This is a genomic window from Streptococcus porcinus (genome assembly GCF_900475415.1).
Classification (GTDB): domain Bacteria; phylum Bacillota; class Bacilli; order Lactobacillales; family Streptococcaceae; genus Streptococcus; species Streptococcus porcinus.
The window spans coordinates 1,745,075-1,762,039 of sequence record NZ_LS483388.1 but is presented as its reverse complement, the minus strand read 5'-3'; the positions used below and the strand labels follow the sequence as shown (position 1 = coordinate 1,762,039).

The following is a 16,965-nucleotide window of genomic DNA, read 5'->3' as shown; positions in this document are numbered from 1 at the left end:
CATTGTTTCTTTTTAGAAAAAATTATTTTCCTGAGATAGCTTCAGCAGCATCATCCATTGAGAGAACTTCATGGAAGACACGTTGTGTCAATTCTTGTTTTTGTTCAGGTGTGAGGTATTTAGTATTGACACAATATCCTGAGATACGAACGATAACATCTTCACCTGCCATAATCTTATCGTAAACATCATTAAGATCCATGACATTCAAATTGACATGTTGGCCACCGTTTTCGAAATACCCATCAAGAACAGTAACTAAGTTATCAACTTGTTCATCGAATGTTTTACCTAAGGCACGTGGTGACACTTGAGTAGTCAATGAGATACCATCGTTAGCATGAGAGAATTCTAATTTAGCAAGTGAGTTAAGGTTTTGCAACCAACCACCTTTTGCTTTGTTAGATGGGTTAGCACCTGGTGAGAAGAACTCAACTTTACTTGTATTCACAGTACCATCTTCGTTCAAGAAAACACCACGGTGGACTGGGGAGTTACCAGTTTGTTTTGAATAAGCAACGTTTGAAGTGATTGTAAGAAGAGAAACAGAAGCTTCAGCATTCTTATAAAGTTTGTGGCTAGCTAGACGAGTATGGTAAGCTTCCATCAACCATTTAGCAATATCATCTACACGGTCATCGTCTTCACCATAACGAGGGAAATCACCGATAACTTCGTAGTCGTAGATGTAACCATTTTCGTCGCGTATTGTTTTAACAGTTGCATATTTAATTGCTGATAGTGTATCAACGGTATTAGCGAACCCACAGATACCAAATCCCATATTAGCGCGTTGGTGACTAGGTAAGAAAGCCATTTGAACTGCCTCATAGTTGTATTTATCAGTCATGTAGTGAATGATATTAAGGGCATCTACATAGGTGTCTGTCAACCAGTCAAGAGATTTTTCAAAGTTAGCCATAACTTCATCATAGTTTAGGATTTCTGATGTGATTGGTTCAACAACGTTAAATACTTTGTAGTCTCTATGAACATCATCGTAACCACCGTTAAGACCAGTAAGGAGGGCTTTAAGCACGTTTACGCGAGCACCAAAGTACTGGATATTGTGACGTTTGTCTTCATTTTCAGGGTCAAGTGGTGATACACAACATGAAATACATGACATTTCGCCGTAACCTTCTTTTGCCATTGTTGTTACACCTTCATATTGGATAGAAGAATGTTTGTGGCTCATTTTCATACAGTAGCGACGGAATGATTCTGGCAACTTGTCAGTCCAAAGAACAGTCAAGTTTGGCTCTGGAGAGTTACCGATATTGTCAAGAGTGTTCAAGAAACGGTAGTCCATCTTAGTAACACGGTGACGACCATCGTTACCCATACCGGCCATTGAAGTTGTAATGAATGTTGGGTCACCTGAGTAAAGAGCGTCATAAGCTTTAGTACGAGCAAATTTTACTGTACGTAGTTTAAGAACAAAGTCATCAACAAATTCTTGAATTTCTGATTCGGTAAATGTTCCACGAGCAAGGTCACGTTCTGCGAAGATATCAAGGACAATTGGCACACGTCCAAGGGAAGTTGCAGCACCATTGATAACACGGCAGACAGCCATGAACGCAATATTTACCCATTGAATAGCTTCTTTAACATTTTCTGCGGGGCGGCGAACGTCAACACCATAAAGGTCCCCAAGTTTAGCGACTTCACCAAGTGCTTGGTATTGTAGGTTAATTTCTTCACGTAGACGGATTGATTCTTCATCAATTTCAGTAATAGCGTTCCAGTCATTTACTTTTTCTTGCATTAAGTAATCTGCACCATATAGAGCAAGACGAGCATAAACACCGATAATACGTCCACGAGAGTATGCGTCTGGCAAACCAGTTACGGTATGAGCATGGCGCGCACGACGGATATTTGAAGTGTAGGCGCGGAAGATACCATCATTTACGGTAGTAACGTATTTAGTAAAGATTTCATGAACTGCTGGGTCTGGTTCATAGCCGTTCTCTTTAAGAGTGGTTTCCGCCATACGGATACCACCTTTTGGCATGAAGTTCAGTTTGAACAATTCATCATTTTGGATACCATAAATCAATTCGTTCTCTTTATCGATAAAACCAGCTGGGATTTCGGCGATTGAAGAAGGACGTGTGTCAAACGGGAAGCGAGTTGCTTCGTATTCTGCTTTTGTATCTTCAATAATTTTCTTGATTTTTAATGAACGTTCAGTAACGCCAGCAAGGAATGATTCATCGCCATCATAAGGCGTGTAGTTTGCTTGAACAAATCTCGAAACACTTGCTTTTTCTTTCCAATCTGTCCCCTTAAAGCCTTCCCAAGCTTTTTCAAAAACATCTGTGTTTGTTTTTACAGTTGCCATAAGTTTCTCCTTTAATATTCTAGTAACAAAAGGTTCTGTTACACCTACATAATCAGTTTAACACAAAGGAAACGTTTTCCCAAGCATATTTCTTGACAAATTATTTTTTCTTTTATAATACAGTTTGAGAAAACAGTAACAATCTGTATCACTGCTATTTCTTTGTCTTTCTAAAAATTTAAAGTTATAATGATTGCAGGAGGATTTTATGCTTATATTTCCGCTCCTTAACGACACATCTCGTAAAATTATCCATATTGATATGGATGCTTTTTTTGCTGCAGTGGAAATACGTGACAATCCAGACCTAAAAGGGAAACCCGTAGTTATTGCTAAAGATCCTCGGGAAACTGGGGGAAGAGGTGTAGTGTCGACCTGTAATTATGAGGCTAGAACCTTTGGGGTTCATTCAGCAATGAGCTCGAAAGAAGCTTATGAGCGTTGCCCTCAAGCTATATTTATCTCGGGAAATTATGATAAATATAGAGAGGTAGGCCTAAAAATTCGGCAGATTTTTAAGCGCTACACTGATTTAGTAGAACCTATGTCGATTGACGAGGCCTATCTTGATGTTACTGAAAATAAATTAGGATTGACTTCGGCTGTCAAAATAGCCAAGCTAATCCAGTATGATATTTGGAAGGAATTACATCTGACTTGTTCAGCAGGTATATCTTATAATAAGTTCCTAGCAAAATTAGCTAGTGACTTTGAGAAACCTCATGGTTTAACTCTTATTCTACCAGATCAAGCGCAGCCATTTCTTGAAAAGCTTCCAATCGAAAAATTCCACGGAGTGGGAATAAAGTCTGTAGAAAAGCTGCATGAGATGGGTGTCTATAATGGAAAAGATTTATTGGGGTTATCAGAAATGACTTTGATTGACCACTTTGGTCGCTTTGGATTTGATCTTTATCGGAAGGCGCGTGGGATTAGTTATTCACCTGTGAAGGCTAATCGTATTCGAAAATCAATTGGCAGTGAGCGGACCTATAGTAAGCTATTGTATGCGGAGGCAGATGTAAAAGCGGAAATTACCAAACATGCTCAGCGTGTTGTTACTACCTTGAGTAATAGTAATAAACGGGGGAAAATTGTTATTCTCAAGGTTCGCTATGCAGATTTCACAACTTTGACGAAGCGTGTTAGTTTAGATCGGGCCACCCGCGATTTAGAAGTAATAAGCCAAACAGCAAATGAAATTTATGACAGCATAGAAGAGTCGGAATTAGGAATCCGACTACTGGGAGTCACTATAACCCAGTTAGAGGAAAAGAATGACGAGATATTACTAGAATTATAAAAAAGCTTAGGATTATTCCCTAAGCTTTTTAGATATCTTCGATTGTTTCAGAATGCTCTTTCTCATTTAAAGTTTTTGCTTTCTTAAATGCAAAGTAATAAAGAGTAAGGAAGAGTAACTGAATGATAATACCAATAATATTTGGGGCAGTTAATAAGGTAGAAATAATATTAACCGCGCATAAACCAAATCCTAGGTAGTAAGGTAAATAATTAACTTCTAATAATTTTTTTATTTTTGATTGATTAATGACTGTGTAGATAATGATAGCAGTCATTAGTGCAATTGCAATAATAGAAATAAATAGTGAGAAGGGTGTAACAGCTTGTTCTAGTGTAGCTGCTTGATCAGCACCCATTTGTGAAATCAACTGGTCATTATTTAGAATAAGCAATAGTGAGATGAGTCCAAAGACAGAGAATACTACCAGAATAGCATTTAGGACAATGATCAGAATATTGAGCGTTTTAAGTGACTGCCGCACTTTTTCGTATGAAATCATAGAAACCTCCAACCCCTTTGTATTTTATTAGTAATACAAGTTCATTATAACATAAGTTTATAAGGTCTCATAGAATTGAATCACATTTTTTTGAAAAAAGAGAGGATATCTTCTTGGCTAAGGCCAATCATTGGATCGATTGAAAGAAAGTTATTAACCGTTAAGCGACAGTCTTCTTGGGGCTTAGCTGGCTCATCCACTGACTCTGGGGCTTTTATTATGGAGCTTTTAGCTTGGGAAATTGCCGAGCTCTCTGGTTGGTTTTGTTGGGTATGTAAGAGTTGGCTATCCTTATTGCTGTAGCTAAAGCGTTGCACTAAATAGGTTTTGCGCCGGTCACCCACGTGTTTGATAGCATAATCAAAGGCTGAGTATTCACCGAGCATAATTAATTTGCTTTTGGAGCGCGTAACAGCTGTATAAATTAAATTACGTTGGAGCAACCGCCCAGATTGTCGTGTTAGAGGTAGGATAACAACTTGAAATTCACTCCCCTGAGATTTATGGATACTCATGGCGTAAGCTAACGTAATTTTTAGCCACTCATTGCGAGGATAGGTCACTTGGCTCCCATCAAAAGTCATAACAATTTCATCTTGTTTTGATTCGGTATATTTAGCTGGAATCAAATCTGTAATGGAACCAATATCTCCATTAAAGACGTTTAGTTGCGCATCGTTTACCAAATGTAAAACCTTGTCTCCAAGTCGAAAATGCGTCTCATTAAAGAGAAATTCTGTTTGATTTTGAAGAGGGTTTAAGAGTTCTTGCATCAATTGATTCAAGCTATTAATTCCGGCCTGACCTTTATACATAGGTGCCAAAATTTGAATTTCTTCAGGGTCAATACCACTCTTAATGGCAGAGGAGACAATTTTAGTAATCATAGTTGGAATATGCTGTGCATAAGCGTCAAAATAAGAACGATCTGCCTTTTTTTCTTTGAAATCAGTAGGTAAATGACCTTGACGGATTTGGTTAGCTAGCTCAACAATGGTTGAATCTTCAGACTGTCTGAAGATTTTTCGTAAGGCGATTTGAGGGAGGTTGTCCACTTTTAAAAGGTCCGCCAAGACTTGACCAGGTCCGACAGAAGGTAATTGATCACTATCTCCTACAATGATTACTTGCGTGTTGGAACTAATGGCGCCAAAGAGCTGATTAGCTAACCAAGTATCCACCATGGAAAATTCATCAATGATAATAAGATCACAATCTAAGAAATCTTCAATGGCTTGATAATCATTATCGCCGTTTAAACCAAGATGACGGTGTATTGTCCCACTAGGTAGTCCCGTTAATTCGTTCATGCGTCGTGCTGCTCGACCGGTTGGGGCTGCTAAAACAATGGGGATATCTTTTTTATCAAGGTCAATCTTATGTAACCTAGCGTAAGCATCTAGGATGCCTCTGATAACCGTTGTTTTTCCAGTCCCTGGTCCACCAGTTAGGATAAACACTTTATTTGTTAATGCTTTAGAGATCGCTTCTTTTTGAACGTGGTCATAACGGATACCTTGCTGGTCTTCAATACTTTGGATGGCATCGAAGATTTGACTTTGTTCTAATTCCTTTATCAGAGGAGTCGCAAGAATACGGCTGAGATGTTTTTGGATGCCATCTTCAGCAAGGAAGAGACTGCTATCAAAGATCTTGGTACCACTATTGTAGACTTTTTGATCAGTAATTAATTGACTCAATTCTTGAGCAACTTGAGCAGGGTCACATTCTACTTGTCGAGCCTCTTCTAAGAGAGTAATGGCATAATCAAGCAGGTCTCTAGCTTCAATGAAGGTATCCCCTCGGTTTATTGATTCTTGCAGTAAGCAGTGTAAAAGAGCAGCACGAAAACGTTCTGGAGCGTCACTAGCTATTCCGATTTCTGCAGCAAGTTCTTCGGCCATTTTAAAGCCAATTCCCTGAATATCCTCAACTAGACGATAGGGATTTTCTTTAACAATTTCTAGGCTCTGATCTTTATAAGTATCAAAAATCTGGAAGGCATAGTAATTGGAAATGCCGAGTGCCACTAAGTTAGCAATGATCTGTTCGGTTCCGTAGTTGAGTTTTAATTTGCTAATAAAGGCCTGCCTATTGGCTTTTGAGAAACCAGATATTGTCTCTAATTGACTAGGATCCTCTAAGATTTTATCAATAGTGTTTTCACCGTAAAGCTGAACAATTTTTTCAGCGGTCTTTTTTCCGATACCTTTAAAGTGGTCGCTGGCAAAATACTTGATAAGGCCTGATGAACTTGGTTTATTTTTTTGATAACGTGTCAATTTGACTTGTTGGCCATACTTAGGATGTTGGGTTAATTCACCCCAAAAGGTATAGTCTTCTCCTTCAGCCACATCTGCCATAGTTCCTGTTACAATAATTTCAAAATCATCAAAATCACTATCAGTATCCTCAAGTTCTACTAGTAAGATTTTAAAAAAATTACTAGCATTTTCAAAGATAATCCGATCAATACTTCCAGAGAAAAAGTATTCCATAAAAGAGCCTTTCTAATTGAGATAATAGAAAACCTGCCAGTGGCAGGGGTTCTATTGAAATATGTGAAACTTATTGATTGGCCAGTATCGCAATTTTACTTTTCCAATTAAATCAGTTTTTTTGAAGGTTCCTACTTCACGACTATCGCGTGAAACAATCCGGTCGTCTCCGAGTAAGAAATACTCTCCTTTAGGAACAGTAATTGAGAACTCTGTCCTCCCAGAACTATCAACAGTGAAAGCATTAGCACTTTTTGCTAGCTCTTGAAAGAGAGTGTTATAAGAGTAAGTTTTTTCAAGTTTATCTTCTTGGAAGGCTGCTAAGTACTCTTTAAGATAAGGTTCTTGTGTTTCTTTGCCGTTAATAGATAACATATCATTTTTGAAAGAAATAGTGTCGCCAGGCAGACCAATGACTCGCTTAACAATTTCTTTGGTTTGACCGTCTTCTTCTTCTTTTGCAACGACCACATCAAAACGATTAATTTTTGTATGACGTAATACGATTAACCGTTCATTGTGGGCCAAGGTAGGATCCATCGAATGGCCGTCAACTCTGACAGGTTGCCAATAGGTAAGGCGTGAAATTCCGAAAATAAGGATAAAGAGGATAAAGAGTCCCCATTCTTTGATAAAGTTTTTCATGTTTTTCCTCGATAATTATGATTTTTTACTTAAAGCCATTGCTTTACTAGTATTTGCAAAATGTAACTTGGCACTATAGTTAAGAGCTGACATGCCATAGGCTTTGATAAGCTGGCTAGCAACCAAATCGGATGCTTTTCCCGCCCCACTAGGTAATTGATAGCCTAGCTCTTTACTAAGATGATCTAAATTTTCTAAAAAAAGGTTACGGGCGATGATGGAACTAACTGCAACTGCTAAAAATTGTCCTTCAGCTTTTTCAATTAAAGATAAAGGATTAGGAAACTGATTTTTTTCCTTCTTGAGGTGCTTTTGATAATTCTGCTTACTAGTAAAAGCATCAATTACGATTTTACTAGGTTTAACACCTGATTGCAATAATAGGAAAATGGCTTGATTGTGTAAGGCGACTTTGACTGAGACCGCGTTGTAAGCTTTGTCGGGACCGACCATCTGATTATATTTTTGGGGAGATAATAGCAGGGCTTTGTGTCTTATTTTTTCTTCTAACAAAGGAGCAATCTGTCTAATTTTATGATCGTTAAGAGTTTTAGAGTCGTTTACACCAAGCTCTTTAAGATAAGGATGATCAGTAGGCTCAACGTAGCTCGCTACAACGGCGAGCCCTCCAAAATAAGAACCATTACCAACTTCATCACTTCCAATTAAGGGAATATTTTGGTCACGAGTTTGATCAACAGAATGTTGAGAAGCTGTTTTTTTATCAGACTGGAGGTCAAGTTCATTTGCTACAGTTTCAACCTGACTTCCTTGAAGAACAAGTTTACCAGATGAATATAACAGACAGGTAACAGATTTGTATTTTGCTGCTAAAATGACATATGGGCTTGAGTTGCTGATTTGATAAGGTTTAAGTAAATCAGTTATTTTTTTTATTTGAGAAGGGGTGGGTTTGATAACAATAGTTTCCATAAGAGTTATTTTATCATAAAAAAGGAAGCAAGGTGAAATCATTTAGTCCAGCCCCTTTAAAAGTTGTTATTTTACGAAAGCCTTAAATTACGGTATAATGCTTATGAGGGGTGTACCTATGAAAAGTAATAATCGTTTTAAATTTACCTTTGGTGAAAAACAGTTGACCTTAACGACTGATAAAGATAATCTCTTTATGGAAGAAGTTGAACACGTTGCAAAAGAAAAATACAATGCTATTAAGACTAGATTACCAGAAGCGGATGATGAAACTGTGGCTATTCTAATGGCTATTAATTCTTTGTCGACACAACTAAGTCGTGAAATTGAAGTTGAAAAGTTAGAAAAAGAAATCAGTGAGTTACGTCAGAAGACACTTGTTGGTATTCAAGAAAAAACCAATCAAGCTGCACTGGATGAGGAATAAAGATGGTTTCACTACTTATCCTTTTAATCTTGTTATGGCTTTTTTATATTGGCTTTAGCAGAGGCATTATTTTACAATCTTTTTATTTTTTAGGAGCTGTTTTTTCGCTTTTTGTAGCTAAAAATCATTACCAATCTCTAGCCCGACAGCTTACCTTGTGGATTCCCTATTCAAATCCCACAGAAGGAACTAAGATGGCCTTTTTTAAAGATGTGAATATTTTTGACCTAAGTAAAGTATATTATGCCGGTATTGCTTTTGTCTTTATTTTTATCGTTTCCTACACGCTTGTTCGTTTTATTGGTATTTTCGTTCACTTTTTGCCTACGGACTACCTTAAGGATCAAAGATGGCAAATTGTTAGTGGCTTTATGGCTATTTGCGTAGGGATTATGGTTTTTTCAATGCTATTTAGCGTCCTTGCAACAATCCCATTGTTAAGCGTTCAAGAACAATTGTCTCGACATTTTCTGATTAAACAACTGATTACACAATGCCCACCTATGACCTCTATCATTCACTATTTGTGGATTGATCAAGTCATTTAAGACCAGAACATGATTGTCTGGTCTTTTTCCATAGCATTATTTCCCAATATTTGAGGTATAATAGGAGTTATGAATAGAAAAATTTTAGAACAATTAGAGTTTGCTAAAGTTAAAGAACAGTTCCAAACCTATCTGCAAACCGATCAAGCCAAATTTGAATTACAACAATTAGAACCAACCAATCAAATTAGTAAGTTACAAGATTATATTACAGAAGTTAGGGAAATGTCAGCGATTTTTGTTGAAAATCATCATTTCACGATTGGGACGTTGAAAGACTTGACCGAGCCCATCCGCCGTTTAGAATTAGAAGCTGACCTTAATATCCAAGAGCTACTAGATATTAAGCGACTCTTGATGATTTCAGCCGAGATTAGCCGTTTTTACCAAGAGTTAGAAAATGTTGATTTAGTCGTGCTAAAGAAGCTTTTTGAGAAAGTCGAAACATTTCCTCATTTGCAAGGTTCTTTACAAGCCATTAATGATGGCGGATTTATCGAAAGCTTTGCTAGTCCAGAATTAGCGACTATTCGAAGAAAAATGACTGACAGTGAAAGTCGAGTGCGTCAACTCTTACAAGACATCTTAAAAAAATATGGTGATTTTCTCTCTGAAAGCTTAATTGCTAGTCGAAATGGTCGCAGTGTTTTACCGGTGAAAAATACCTATCGGCATAAAGTAGCTGGTGTCGTTCATGATATCTCAGCATCAGGTAATACGGTTTATATTGAGCCTCGTGCTCTAGTTCAGCTTAACGAAGAAATCACCCAGCTACATGCGGATGAGCGTCATGAAATCACTCGCATCTTAAGATCTCTGTCAGACATGTTGAGATCACATAGTCGGGCATTAACTAATAATGCTTGGTTAATTGGCCATCTTGACTTTGTAAAAGCCAAGTATCTTTATTTAATAGATCATAAGGCCAGCTTACCCAAAATCTCTTCGGACAAATCTATTCAGCTTTTAAATGTTCGTCACCCTTTACTTAAAAATCCAGTGCCTAATGATTTGCATTTCTCGCGACAGCTTTCTGTTATTGTCATAACTGGGCCAAACACGGGGGGAAAGACAATCATGCTAAAAACCTTAGGTTTAGCCCAAATCATGGGGCAATCGGGGCTCCCCATTTTAGCTGATCAAGGATCAAGTATTGCTGTGTTTACTGATATTTTTGCAGATATTGGTGATGAGCAGTCTATCGAGCAGAGCCTATCAACTTTCTCAAGTCATATGACTAATATTGTGGCTATCTTAGATAAAGCAGATCAAGATAGTCTAGTTCTCTTTGATGAACTTGGAGCGGGAACAGACCCTCAAGAAGGGGCAAGTTTAGCGATGGCTATTTTAGAGCAGTTGCGCTTAACTGAAATTAAGACAATGGCTACTACTCACTATCCAGAATTGAAGGCTTATGGTATTGAAACAGCGTTTGTTGAGAATGCCAGTATGGAATTTGACAGTCGCAGTTTGAAACCCACTTACCATTTTATGCAAGGTGTCCCAGGCCGTTCGAATGCTTTTGAGATTGCCCGTCGCCTAGGTTTAGCGGATCATATTGTTAATCAGGCAGAGCAGATGACGGACTCAGATAGTGATGTCAATCGTATTATTGAAGAATTAGAGAAACAGACGCTTGAAAGTCGGCATCGCCTTGATCATATCAAAGAAGTTGAGCAAGATAACCTAAAATTCAATCGCGCGGTCAAAAAGCTTTATCATGAATTTGCCCAAGCTAAGAACAAGGAAATCGAGAAAGCCAGCTTAGAAGCGCAAGAAATTGTCACCTTAGCTTTGGCTGAAAGTGAAGAGATATTAGCAAAATTACATGAAGCGTCGGTATTAAAACCACATCAAATCATAGAAGCTAAGAGTCAGTTGAAAAAATTGATTCCCCAAACGGAATTAACCCAAAATAAAGTCTTGAAGAAAGCTAAGAAACTACGACAACCACAGGTTGGTGACGATATATTAGTAACTGCTTATGGCCAACGAGGAACACTTCTTAAACAGGTAAAAGGGAATAAATGGGAAGCACAAGTAGGTTTGATAAAGATGACTTTAACCGAAGATGAATTTCAATTGGTGAAGGTTGCTGAGGAGAGTCAAAAAACCAAAAAACAAACTCTAAATGTAGTAAAACGAAGCACAAATAACGGACCACGTGCACGACTGGACTTACGAGGTAAACGCTATGAAGAAGCTATGCAAGAATTAGATGCTTTTATTGACCAGGCCCTTGTTAATAATATGAGCCAAGTAGATATTATTCACGGAATTGGTACTGGTGTTATTCGTGAGGCGGTAACCAAATATTTGCGTCGTAACAAACATGTCAAAAGCTTTGGCTATGCCCCTCAAAATGCAGGTGGATCAGGCTGTACCATTGCTAACTTAGGTTAACGACGACAAGTTACAACTGTTTTACCCATGCTTTCTGAGTCATCGTAGCAGATGCTTGCTTTATGCTTAGAATTGCCCTAAAATAAACATATGATTTAGAAGAAACGGAGACATATTATGACACAAATCGTTACCGATGCAACATTTGAATCAGAAACAAAAGAAGGTTTGGTTCTTATTGATTTCTGGGCAACTTGGTGTGGTCCATGCTTGATGCAGGCGCCAATTATTGAACAATTATCTGAGGAATTGGATGAAGAGGATATCAAAATCTTTAAAATGGATGTTGATGAAAATCCAAATACTGCAAGTGAATTTGGCATAATGTCTATTCCGACACTCTTGTTCAAAAAAGACGGACAAGTTGTGAAACAAGTAGCAGGTGTTCATACAAAAGATCAAATTAAAGCTATTATTGCTGAGCTTTCATAAAAAAACTTCCCTAATGGGAAGTTTTTTTAGTTCTGTTATAAATACAAAAAATGAGAAGAGGTAAGACTTAAGTATTCAGGTAAGACTTAAGTATTCAGGTAAGTCTCGAGTATTTTCTTTTGTGGTGTAGCCATCGGGTAGCTAGCCATTTCATCTAAGGTGACCCAAGCAACTGTGCGTTCGTGAATAGGGGAAGTTTTTATAACTTTCCCTTCAGTTAAAGAGATAGTCCATTTTTGATGGCTAAAGGTGTGTTTGACTAAAGGAAAGCTTTGCGTAGACCAAGTAATAGCTAATCCGTAACTCTCTTCGAAAGTAGCTGTTTTTGAACAGCGTTCTAAAATAGTCTGTTGTTCTGAAAAAAGGTCAAGCTGTTGGCCAATAAAATTGGTCTCCAAAATTGGAAATGACCAAAAGCCTCCTAAAAGTCGTCCTTGATTATTTTTTTCAATTAAAAACCGTCCATCTTCATCTTGGATAATAAATGCTTGGATCTCAATAGGACGTGGTTTTTTCTTAGGTTTTTTAATTGGATATTTGTTATAGGTTCCATGGAGATAAGCTGCGCAAAAAAAGCGGATAGGGGACTCATCTGGTCTAGGGTTTTTAGCGGATTCGATATCTGTGCCCAGATCCATAAGAGCTTGGTTGAAGTCTCCAGGACGTTCAGGATCAATTAATTTTTCCATCAAAGATTGAAAAATCTTGCGGTTCTTAGGGTCTCCAATATCGTAATCTACTTCAAAAAGGCGGGCCATGACTCGCATCACATTACCATCAACAGCTGGTTGTGGTAAGTTAAAGGCAATACTAGCAATAGCTCCGGCAGTGTAAGGGCCGATTCCTTTTAATTGGGTTATTTCTTGATAAGTTGAGGGGAAATTACCTTTAAAGGAAGTCATGATTTGTTGCGCAGCCTTCTGCATATTTCGTACGCGGGAGTAATAGCCTAATCCTTCCCAAGCCTTGAGAAGGCGCTCTTCGTTAGCCACTGCCAATTCAGCAACAGTTGGGAACTGGTCTAGAAAACGGTGATAGTAAGGGATAACTGTCTGAACTTGAGTCTGCTGTAACATAATTTCTGAAACCCAGATGTGATAAGGGTTTTTGGTTCGGCGCCAAGGCAAATCCCTTTTTTCTTGGTCATACCAGTTCAATAAAGTGCGACGAAAATCAGCGATTTTATCTTCTGGCCATATATCAATACCATAATCTTTTAAATCAATCATGTTGTTATTGTAACATAGGCTATTAAAAAAATAAGGAAAAGATGTTTCTCATCCTTTTCTTCTTTTTTATTTTGAGTGTTATAAAATAGATTGTTATTTCATTTACATGATACAAAAGTGGAGACAACTTAGCCTGTGGGGTAAATTAGATTAAGGGTGCGATTCAATGTAAAGTTCATGGATCATTGAAAAGGATGAAAAACGTAACTCCTTATGACATTCTTGTAGAAGAGAGACTGCCAGTAAGAGATAATAAAAAAACAAATTTTCCTTGATTTTAGGTTAAGTCTCCTGTATAATAGTAGTCTGTGAGCATCCCTCACTTACCTGCATCATGAGATGTAGGTCATTAGACCAAAAGGAGGAAAATATCAATGGCTAAATACGAAATTCTTTATATCATTCGTCCAAACATTGAAGAAGAAGCGAAAAACGCTTTGGTATCACGCTTTGACTCTATCTTAACTGACAACGGTGCTACAATCGTTGAATCAAAAGATTGGGAAAAACGTCGTCTTGCATACGAAATCAATGATTTCCGTGAAGGACTTTACCATATCGTTAACGTTGAATCTGAAGAAGCAACAGCTCTTAATGAGTTTGATCGTCTTTCAAAAATCAACGGTGACATTCTTCGTCACATGATCGTTAAACTTGACGCTTAAGACAAGCAGTAAGAAGGTAGTTTATGATTAATAATGTAGTACTAGTTGGTCGCATGACCAAAGATGCAGAGCTCCGTTATACCCCAAACCAAGTAGCAGTAGCTACTTTTACCCTTGCTGTCAATCGCACTTTCAAGAGCCAAAATGGGGAGCGTGAAGCAGATTTCATTAACTGTGTTATCTGGCGCCAACCTGCTGAAAATTTAGCGAATTGGGCAAAAAAAGGTGCTTTAATCGGAATTACTGGTCGTATTCAGACTCGTAATTATGAAAATCAACAAGGGCAACGTGTTTACGTAACGGAAGTGGTTGCGGATAATTTCCAAATGTTGGAAAGCCGTGCTACACGTGAAGGTGGCTCATCTAATTCTTATAATAGTGGTGGTTTTAATAACGCATCAACTAATAGTAATTATTCTGCTCCTTCTCAACAAACACCTAACTTTGGTCGAGATGAAAGTCCATTTGGTAATTCAAACCCAATGGAAATTTCAGATGACGATCTGCCATTCTAAAAAAATGGGTTTGTACGAATAAGAAATTATTCGAGTTCGGGTTCGTTACTGATAGTAGAAAGTAACTAAATGAAAGCTTTTTTCTATAGATACTTCGAAATCATAATTGCCCTAAACATCAGAATTTATAAAGGAGAAAAAACATGGCTCAACAACGTCGTGGCGGATTCAAACGCCGTAAAAAAGTTGACTTCATCGCAGCTAACAAAATTGAATATGTTGATTACAAAGATACTGAACTTCTTAGCCGTTTCGTGTCAGAACGTGGGAAAATTCTTCCTCGTCGTGTAACAGGAACTTCAGCTAAAAACCAACGTAAAGTAACCACAGCAATCAAACGTGCTCGTGTTATGGCACTTATGCCTTACGTAAACGAAGATTAAAAAAAAGACCCTTTGGGTCTTTTTTTGTACTTAAATATTGAAGAGCGAGTTAAGTCAGAGAGGTTTTTGATGTGCCTAATAAATAGGAATAAAGTTGTAGTAAGGTTGAGACCTTTTTGTCACTGATACTAGGTGAAGAGGAAATTATCAAAACTTGTCACCTTTTTAAATTTATGGTAAAAGAAAAGGCAAACAGGTTTTAGAACCTATTTGTCTTTAGTAGAACAAGCAAACTAGTTTTTCCAATTTAGCGCGCTGACATAGCGTTTTGGACATTATATTTTCTTTTGAGGTAATAGCGAAGGGCAATTGCAAGTGCTCCTAACACAAGTAAAACAAGAGGTGGTAACTGAGGGTTAAGTGTTTGTGGTAGGTAGGCAGTTGCAGTATAAAGACTTACCCAGATTAACATTGCTAATCCAAGAGCTCCAATGATTTTAATCCATCCTGGTCGTTGGCTTTTTGGTTTATTCATATGACGGTAGACAAAATAATAAGTGGCATACATAGAAGCTCCCCCACCAAAACCTAGGGCTAGTAAGGAAAGTAATCCTGTTCCATTAGCCTTAGTGGCTGGATTAAAGAATGTCATCATCCCATTTAAAAGGGCGACAATTCCAATAAAGATTAATGAAGTATCTAACCACATTAACCAAGGATTGGTATTTTTTGCAGCTTCTTCAACTTTTTTGCCAGTTTTTGTTCCTGTTTTTTCAGTAAAGGAAGCCGCCCAAGCAGTTGGAGCACCTAAAAAGGTGCGAGCTGGGATCCCTTGTCTTTGTCTTTCAAGAATCGTAGGAACTGTTTCTTCTAAAATGTCTTTAATTTCTTGATCAGATTTGCCATCTTGAATTAAACGGTTAGTAGCAATATGAATAAATTCTTGATTCTTTTTGGTTAGTTGTTGAAAATCCATGGGGTCTCCTTAGAGTAGTCTAAATTAAAATAATATTGTGAAAAGGTGTTTGCTTATAATGTTTTAGATAATAAAACTAGCAGAGCAACCTTAGTAATCTTAGGAATTACTCGCTTAAAACCATTTTTTCCTTAAGAAATAGATGATAACGCCAGATGATCCTAAAGCAGCAATCAGAACAATGAGATAGAAACCATGCTCTAAATCATTAAAGGGCATCCAGTTATTCTGAAAGTTCATACCATAGGCCGAGAAAATAACAGTTGGAATATCCAAAGTCATGGTCATTAAAGCCAAGGTTTTCATGATAGTATTCTGATTGTTATTGATGATAGAAGCTGTTGTCTCGGTCATAGCATTTAAGACATTTTCATAGATGCCAGCCATTTCAATGGCCTGCTGCGTTTCAATCAGTGTATCCTCCAGTAAATCTTCATCTTCGATGTATTTCTTTAAAGAAGAAGTAGAACTGGATAGTTTTTTGACAATGCGCTCATTGAATTTCAAAGAGGCTTTCAAGTAGACGATGGATTTTTCAAGTTCCATCATATCAACAAGTTCTTCGTTACGAGTTGCCTTCTCAAGCTGTGCTTCTAAGCGATCACTTTGACGATCAATCGTACGGAGTGCAGTAAGAAATAGCTCAGCATTGCGATATAAAATTTGAAAAACGAAACGCGTTTTCATAAAGGTATAGAAATTTTTCACCCGCTTGTTATGAAAATGGTCAAATAAAGTTAACTCCTGAAGACAAGTTGTAATCACTGCTTGCTCGGTAACAATTATTCCCAGTGGGACGGTGACATAATAACTCTTACTATTGCGTTCTTCGTATGTTGGGACGTCAACGATGATTAAAGTATAGTCATCTTCAACAGCGATACGGGATGTTTCTTCAATATCCAACGGAGCTCTCAAGTCTTCGATGTCAATGTTAAATTGATCAGCAACCTCAATAGACTCTTCCTGGGAGGGGTTCACCAGTTTAATCCAAGCCCCTGGCTCGAATGTTTCAATTTCTTTGAATTCAATTGCTGATGAAAGAAACATTTGTTTCATGACAAGCCCTCCTTTTTAATGATAGTCTATTAACTTAGGAAGATGATGTGAAAAACACTTGAAAAGCCATGAAAACAAATGGTAACACATAATACCCCTAATTATAATTAAATACTAACCTATTATACTATAAATGATCAAGTTTGGGACAACTGAA

Annotated in this window: 16 protein-coding genes; 8 read left to right on the top strand and 8 right to left on the bottom strand. The window is 37.6% G+C overall.

Annotation, left to right across the window (positions count from 1 at the left end; all coding sequences use genetic code 11):
* Positions 1–22: 22 nt before the first annotated feature.
* The gene (pflB, locus tag DQM45_RS08770) at positions 23–2,350 is read right to left on the bottom strand and encodes a formate C-acetyltransferase (RefSeq protein WP_003085068.1); all 2,328 of its coding nucleotides are present in this window, start codon (positions 2,348–2,350) and stop codon (positions 23–25) included.
* Positions 2,351–2,558: 208 nt separating this feature from the next.
* Between pflB and dinB the strand changes: the two genes are divergently transcribed.
* Positions 2,559–3,653, top strand: a complete 1,095-nt coding sequence (gene dinB, locus DQM45_RS08765; RefSeq protein WP_003082876.1) for a DNA polymerase IV — start codon at positions 2,559–2,561, stop codon at positions 3,651–3,653.
* A 28-nt stretch (positions 3,654–3,681) separates the two neighbouring features.
* Here the strand turns inward: dinB and DQM45_RS08760 are convergent, their stop codons facing one another.
* The 4 genes from DQM45_RS08760 to rnhC form a co-directional block, all read right to left on the bottom strand.
* The gene (locus DQM45_RS08760; protein WP_003084067.1) at positions 3,682–4,155 is read right to left on the bottom strand and encodes a hypothetical protein; all 474 of its coding nucleotides are present in this window, start codon (positions 4,153–4,155) and stop codon (positions 3,682–3,684) included.
* Between the two features lie 80 nt (positions 4,156–4,235).
* On the bottom strand, positions 4,236–6,653 hold the full coding sequence (recD2, locus tag DQM45_RS08755) for an SF1B family DNA helicase RecD2 (protein ID WP_003085450.1): 2,418 nt from the start codon (positions 6,651–6,653) through the stop codon (positions 4,236–4,238).
* A gap of 51 nt (positions 6,654–6,704) precedes the next feature.
* Positions 6,705–7,298 (bottom strand): signal peptidase I, encoded by a 594-nt coding sequence (lepB, locus tag DQM45_RS08750; RefSeq protein ID WP_003085300.1) that lies wholly within the window; start codon positions 7,296–7,298, stop codon positions 6,705–6,707.
* 15 nt (positions 7,299–7,313) lie between these two features.
* The gene (gene rnhC, locus DQM45_RS08745) at positions 7,314–8,231 is read right to left on the bottom strand and encodes a ribonuclease HIII (protein WP_039984920.1); all 918 of its coding nucleotides are present in this window, start codon (positions 8,229–8,231) and stop codon (positions 7,314–7,316) included.
* 118 nt (positions 8,232–8,349) lie between these two features.
* Here rnhC and DQM45_RS08740 point away from each other — a divergent pair, with 118 nt between their 5' ends.
* From DQM45_RS08740 to trxA, 4 genes are all read left to right on the top strand, one after another.
* Positions 8,350–8,658: a hypothetical protein gene (locus DQM45_RS08740; protein ID WP_003084886.1), complete on the top strand. Its 309-nt coding sequence runs from the start codon at positions 8,350–8,352 to the stop codon at positions 8,656–8,658.
* A 2-nt stretch (positions 8,659–8,660) separates the two neighbouring features.
* Positions 8,661–9,206, top strand: coding sequence for a CvpA family protein (locus DQM45_RS08735; RefSeq protein ID WP_003083316.1), 546 nt, complete (start codon positions 8,661–8,663; stop codon positions 9,204–9,206).
* Positions 9,207–9,275: 69 nt separating this feature from the next.
* Entirely contained in the window at positions 9,276–11,609 is a 2,334-nt protein-coding gene (locus DQM45_RS08730; protein WP_003083225.1) for an endonuclease MutS2, read from the top strand.
* A gap of 117 nt (positions 11,610–11,726) precedes the next feature.
* The gene (trxA, locus tag DQM45_RS08725) at positions 11,727–12,041 is read left to right on the top strand and encodes a thioredoxin (RefSeq protein ID WP_003084413.1); all 315 of its coding nucleotides are present in this window, start codon (positions 11,727–11,729) and stop codon (positions 12,039–12,041) included.
* An 86-nt stretch (positions 12,042–12,127) separates the two neighbouring features.
* Here trxA and mutY read toward each other — a convergent pair whose 3' ends face one another.
* Positions 12,128–13,270 carry an A/G-specific adenine glycosylase gene (mutY, locus tag DQM45_RS08720; RefSeq protein ID WP_003082796.1) on the bottom strand — a complete coding sequence of 381 codons (1,143 nt, stop codon included), beginning with the start codon at positions 13,268–13,270 and terminating at the stop codon, positions 12,128–12,130.
* Between the two features lie 374 nt (positions 13,271–13,644).
* Between mutY and rpsF the strand changes: the two genes are divergently transcribed.
* The 3 genes from rpsF to rpsR all read left to right on the top strand — a co-directional run bounded on the left by rpsF (position 13,645) and on the right by rpsR (position 14,833).
* A complete protein-coding gene (gene rpsF, locus DQM45_RS08715) occupies positions 13,645–13,935 on the top strand; it encodes a 30S ribosomal protein S6 (RefSeq protein WP_003084800.1) in 291 nt (96 codons plus the stop codon).
* Between the two features lie 23 nt (positions 13,936–13,958).
* The gene (locus tag DQM45_RS08710) at positions 13,959–14,450 is read left to right on the top strand and encodes a single-stranded DNA-binding protein (protein WP_003083754.1); all 492 of its coding nucleotides are present in this window, start codon (positions 13,959–13,961) and stop codon (positions 14,448–14,450) included.
* A gap of 143 nt (positions 14,451–14,593) precedes the next feature.
* Complete coding sequence (gene rpsR / locus DQM45_RS08705; RefSeq protein ID WP_002983142.1) at positions 14,594–14,833, top strand: 30S ribosomal protein S18; 240 nt, start codon at positions 14,594–14,596, stop codon at positions 14,831–14,833.
* 247 nt (positions 14,834–15,080) lie between these two features.
* Here rpsR and DQM45_RS08700 read toward each other — a convergent pair whose 3' ends face one another.
* Together DQM45_RS08700 and DQM45_RS08695 are read right to left on the bottom strand one after the other, a co-directional pair.
* Positions 15,081–15,749 carry a DUF1129 domain-containing protein gene (locus tag DQM45_RS08700; RefSeq protein WP_003083341.1) on the bottom strand — a complete coding sequence of 223 codons (669 nt, stop codon included), beginning with the start codon at positions 15,747–15,749 and terminating at the stop codon, positions 15,081–15,083.
* Between the two features lie 114 nt (positions 15,750–15,863).
* Entirely contained in the window at positions 15,864–16,808 is a 945-nt protein-coding gene (locus DQM45_RS08695) for a magnesium transporter CorA family protein (protein ID WP_003085337.1), read from the bottom strand.
* Positions 16,809–16,965: the final 157 nt, after the last annotated feature.

Coding starts and splice junctions, on each gene's coding strand:
- DQM45_RS08710 (WP_003083754.1), top strand. CDS start 13,959: ATGATTAATAATGTAGTACTAGTTGGTCGCATGACCAAAGATGCAGAG.
- DQM45_RS08730 (WP_003083225.1), top strand. CDS start 9,276: ATGAATAGAAAAATTTTAGAACAATTAGAGTTTGCTAAAGTTAAAGAA.
- dinB (WP_003082876.1), top strand. CDS start 2,559: ATGCTTATATTTCCGCTCCTTAACGACACATCTCGTAAAATTATCCAT.
- rnhC (WP_039984920.1), bottom strand. CDS start 8,231: ATGGAAACTATTGTTATCAAACCCACCCCTTCTCAAATAAAAAAAATA.
- trxA (WP_003084413.1), top strand. CDS start 11,727: ATGACACAAATCGTTACCGATGCAACATTTGAATCAGAAACAAAAGAA.
- rpsF (WP_003084800.1), top strand. CDS start 13,645: ATGGCTAAATACGAAATTCTTTATATCATTCGTCCAAACATTGAAGAA.
- DQM45_RS08740 (WP_003084886.1), top strand. CDS start 8,350: ATGAAAAGTAATAATCGTTTTAAATTTACCTTTGGTGAAAAACAGTTG.
- lepB (WP_003085300.1), bottom strand. CDS start 7,298: ATGAAAAACTTTATCAAAGAATGGGGACTCTTTATCCTCTTTATCCTT.
- DQM45_RS08735 (WP_003083316.1), top strand. CDS start 8,661: ATGGTTTCACTACTTATCCTTTTAATCTTGTTATGGCTTTTTTATATT.
- rpsR (WP_002983142.1), top strand. CDS start 14,594: ATGGCTCAACAACGTCGTGGCGGATTCAAACGCCGTAAAAAAGTTGAC.
- DQM45_RS08760 (WP_003084067.1), bottom strand. CDS start 4,155: ATGATTTCATACGAAAAAGTGCGGCAGTCACTTAAAACGCTCAATATT.
- mutY (WP_003082796.1), bottom strand. CDS start 13,270: ATGATTGATTTAAAAGATTATGGTATTGATATATGGCCAGAAGATAAA.
- recD2 (WP_003085450.1), bottom strand. CDS start 6,653: ATGGAATACTTTTTCTCTGGAAGTATTGATCGGATTATCTTTGAAAAT.
- pflB (WP_003085068.1), bottom strand. CDS start 2,350: ATGGCAACTGTAAAAACAAACACAGATGTTTTTGAAAAAGCTTGGGAA.
- DQM45_RS08700 (WP_003083341.1), bottom strand. CDS start 15,749: ATGGATTTTCAACAACTAACCAAAAAGAATCAAGAATTTATTCATATT.
- DQM45_RS08695 (WP_003085337.1), bottom strand. CDS start 16,808: ATGAAACAAATGTTTCTTTCATCAGCAATTGAATTCAAAGAAATTGAA.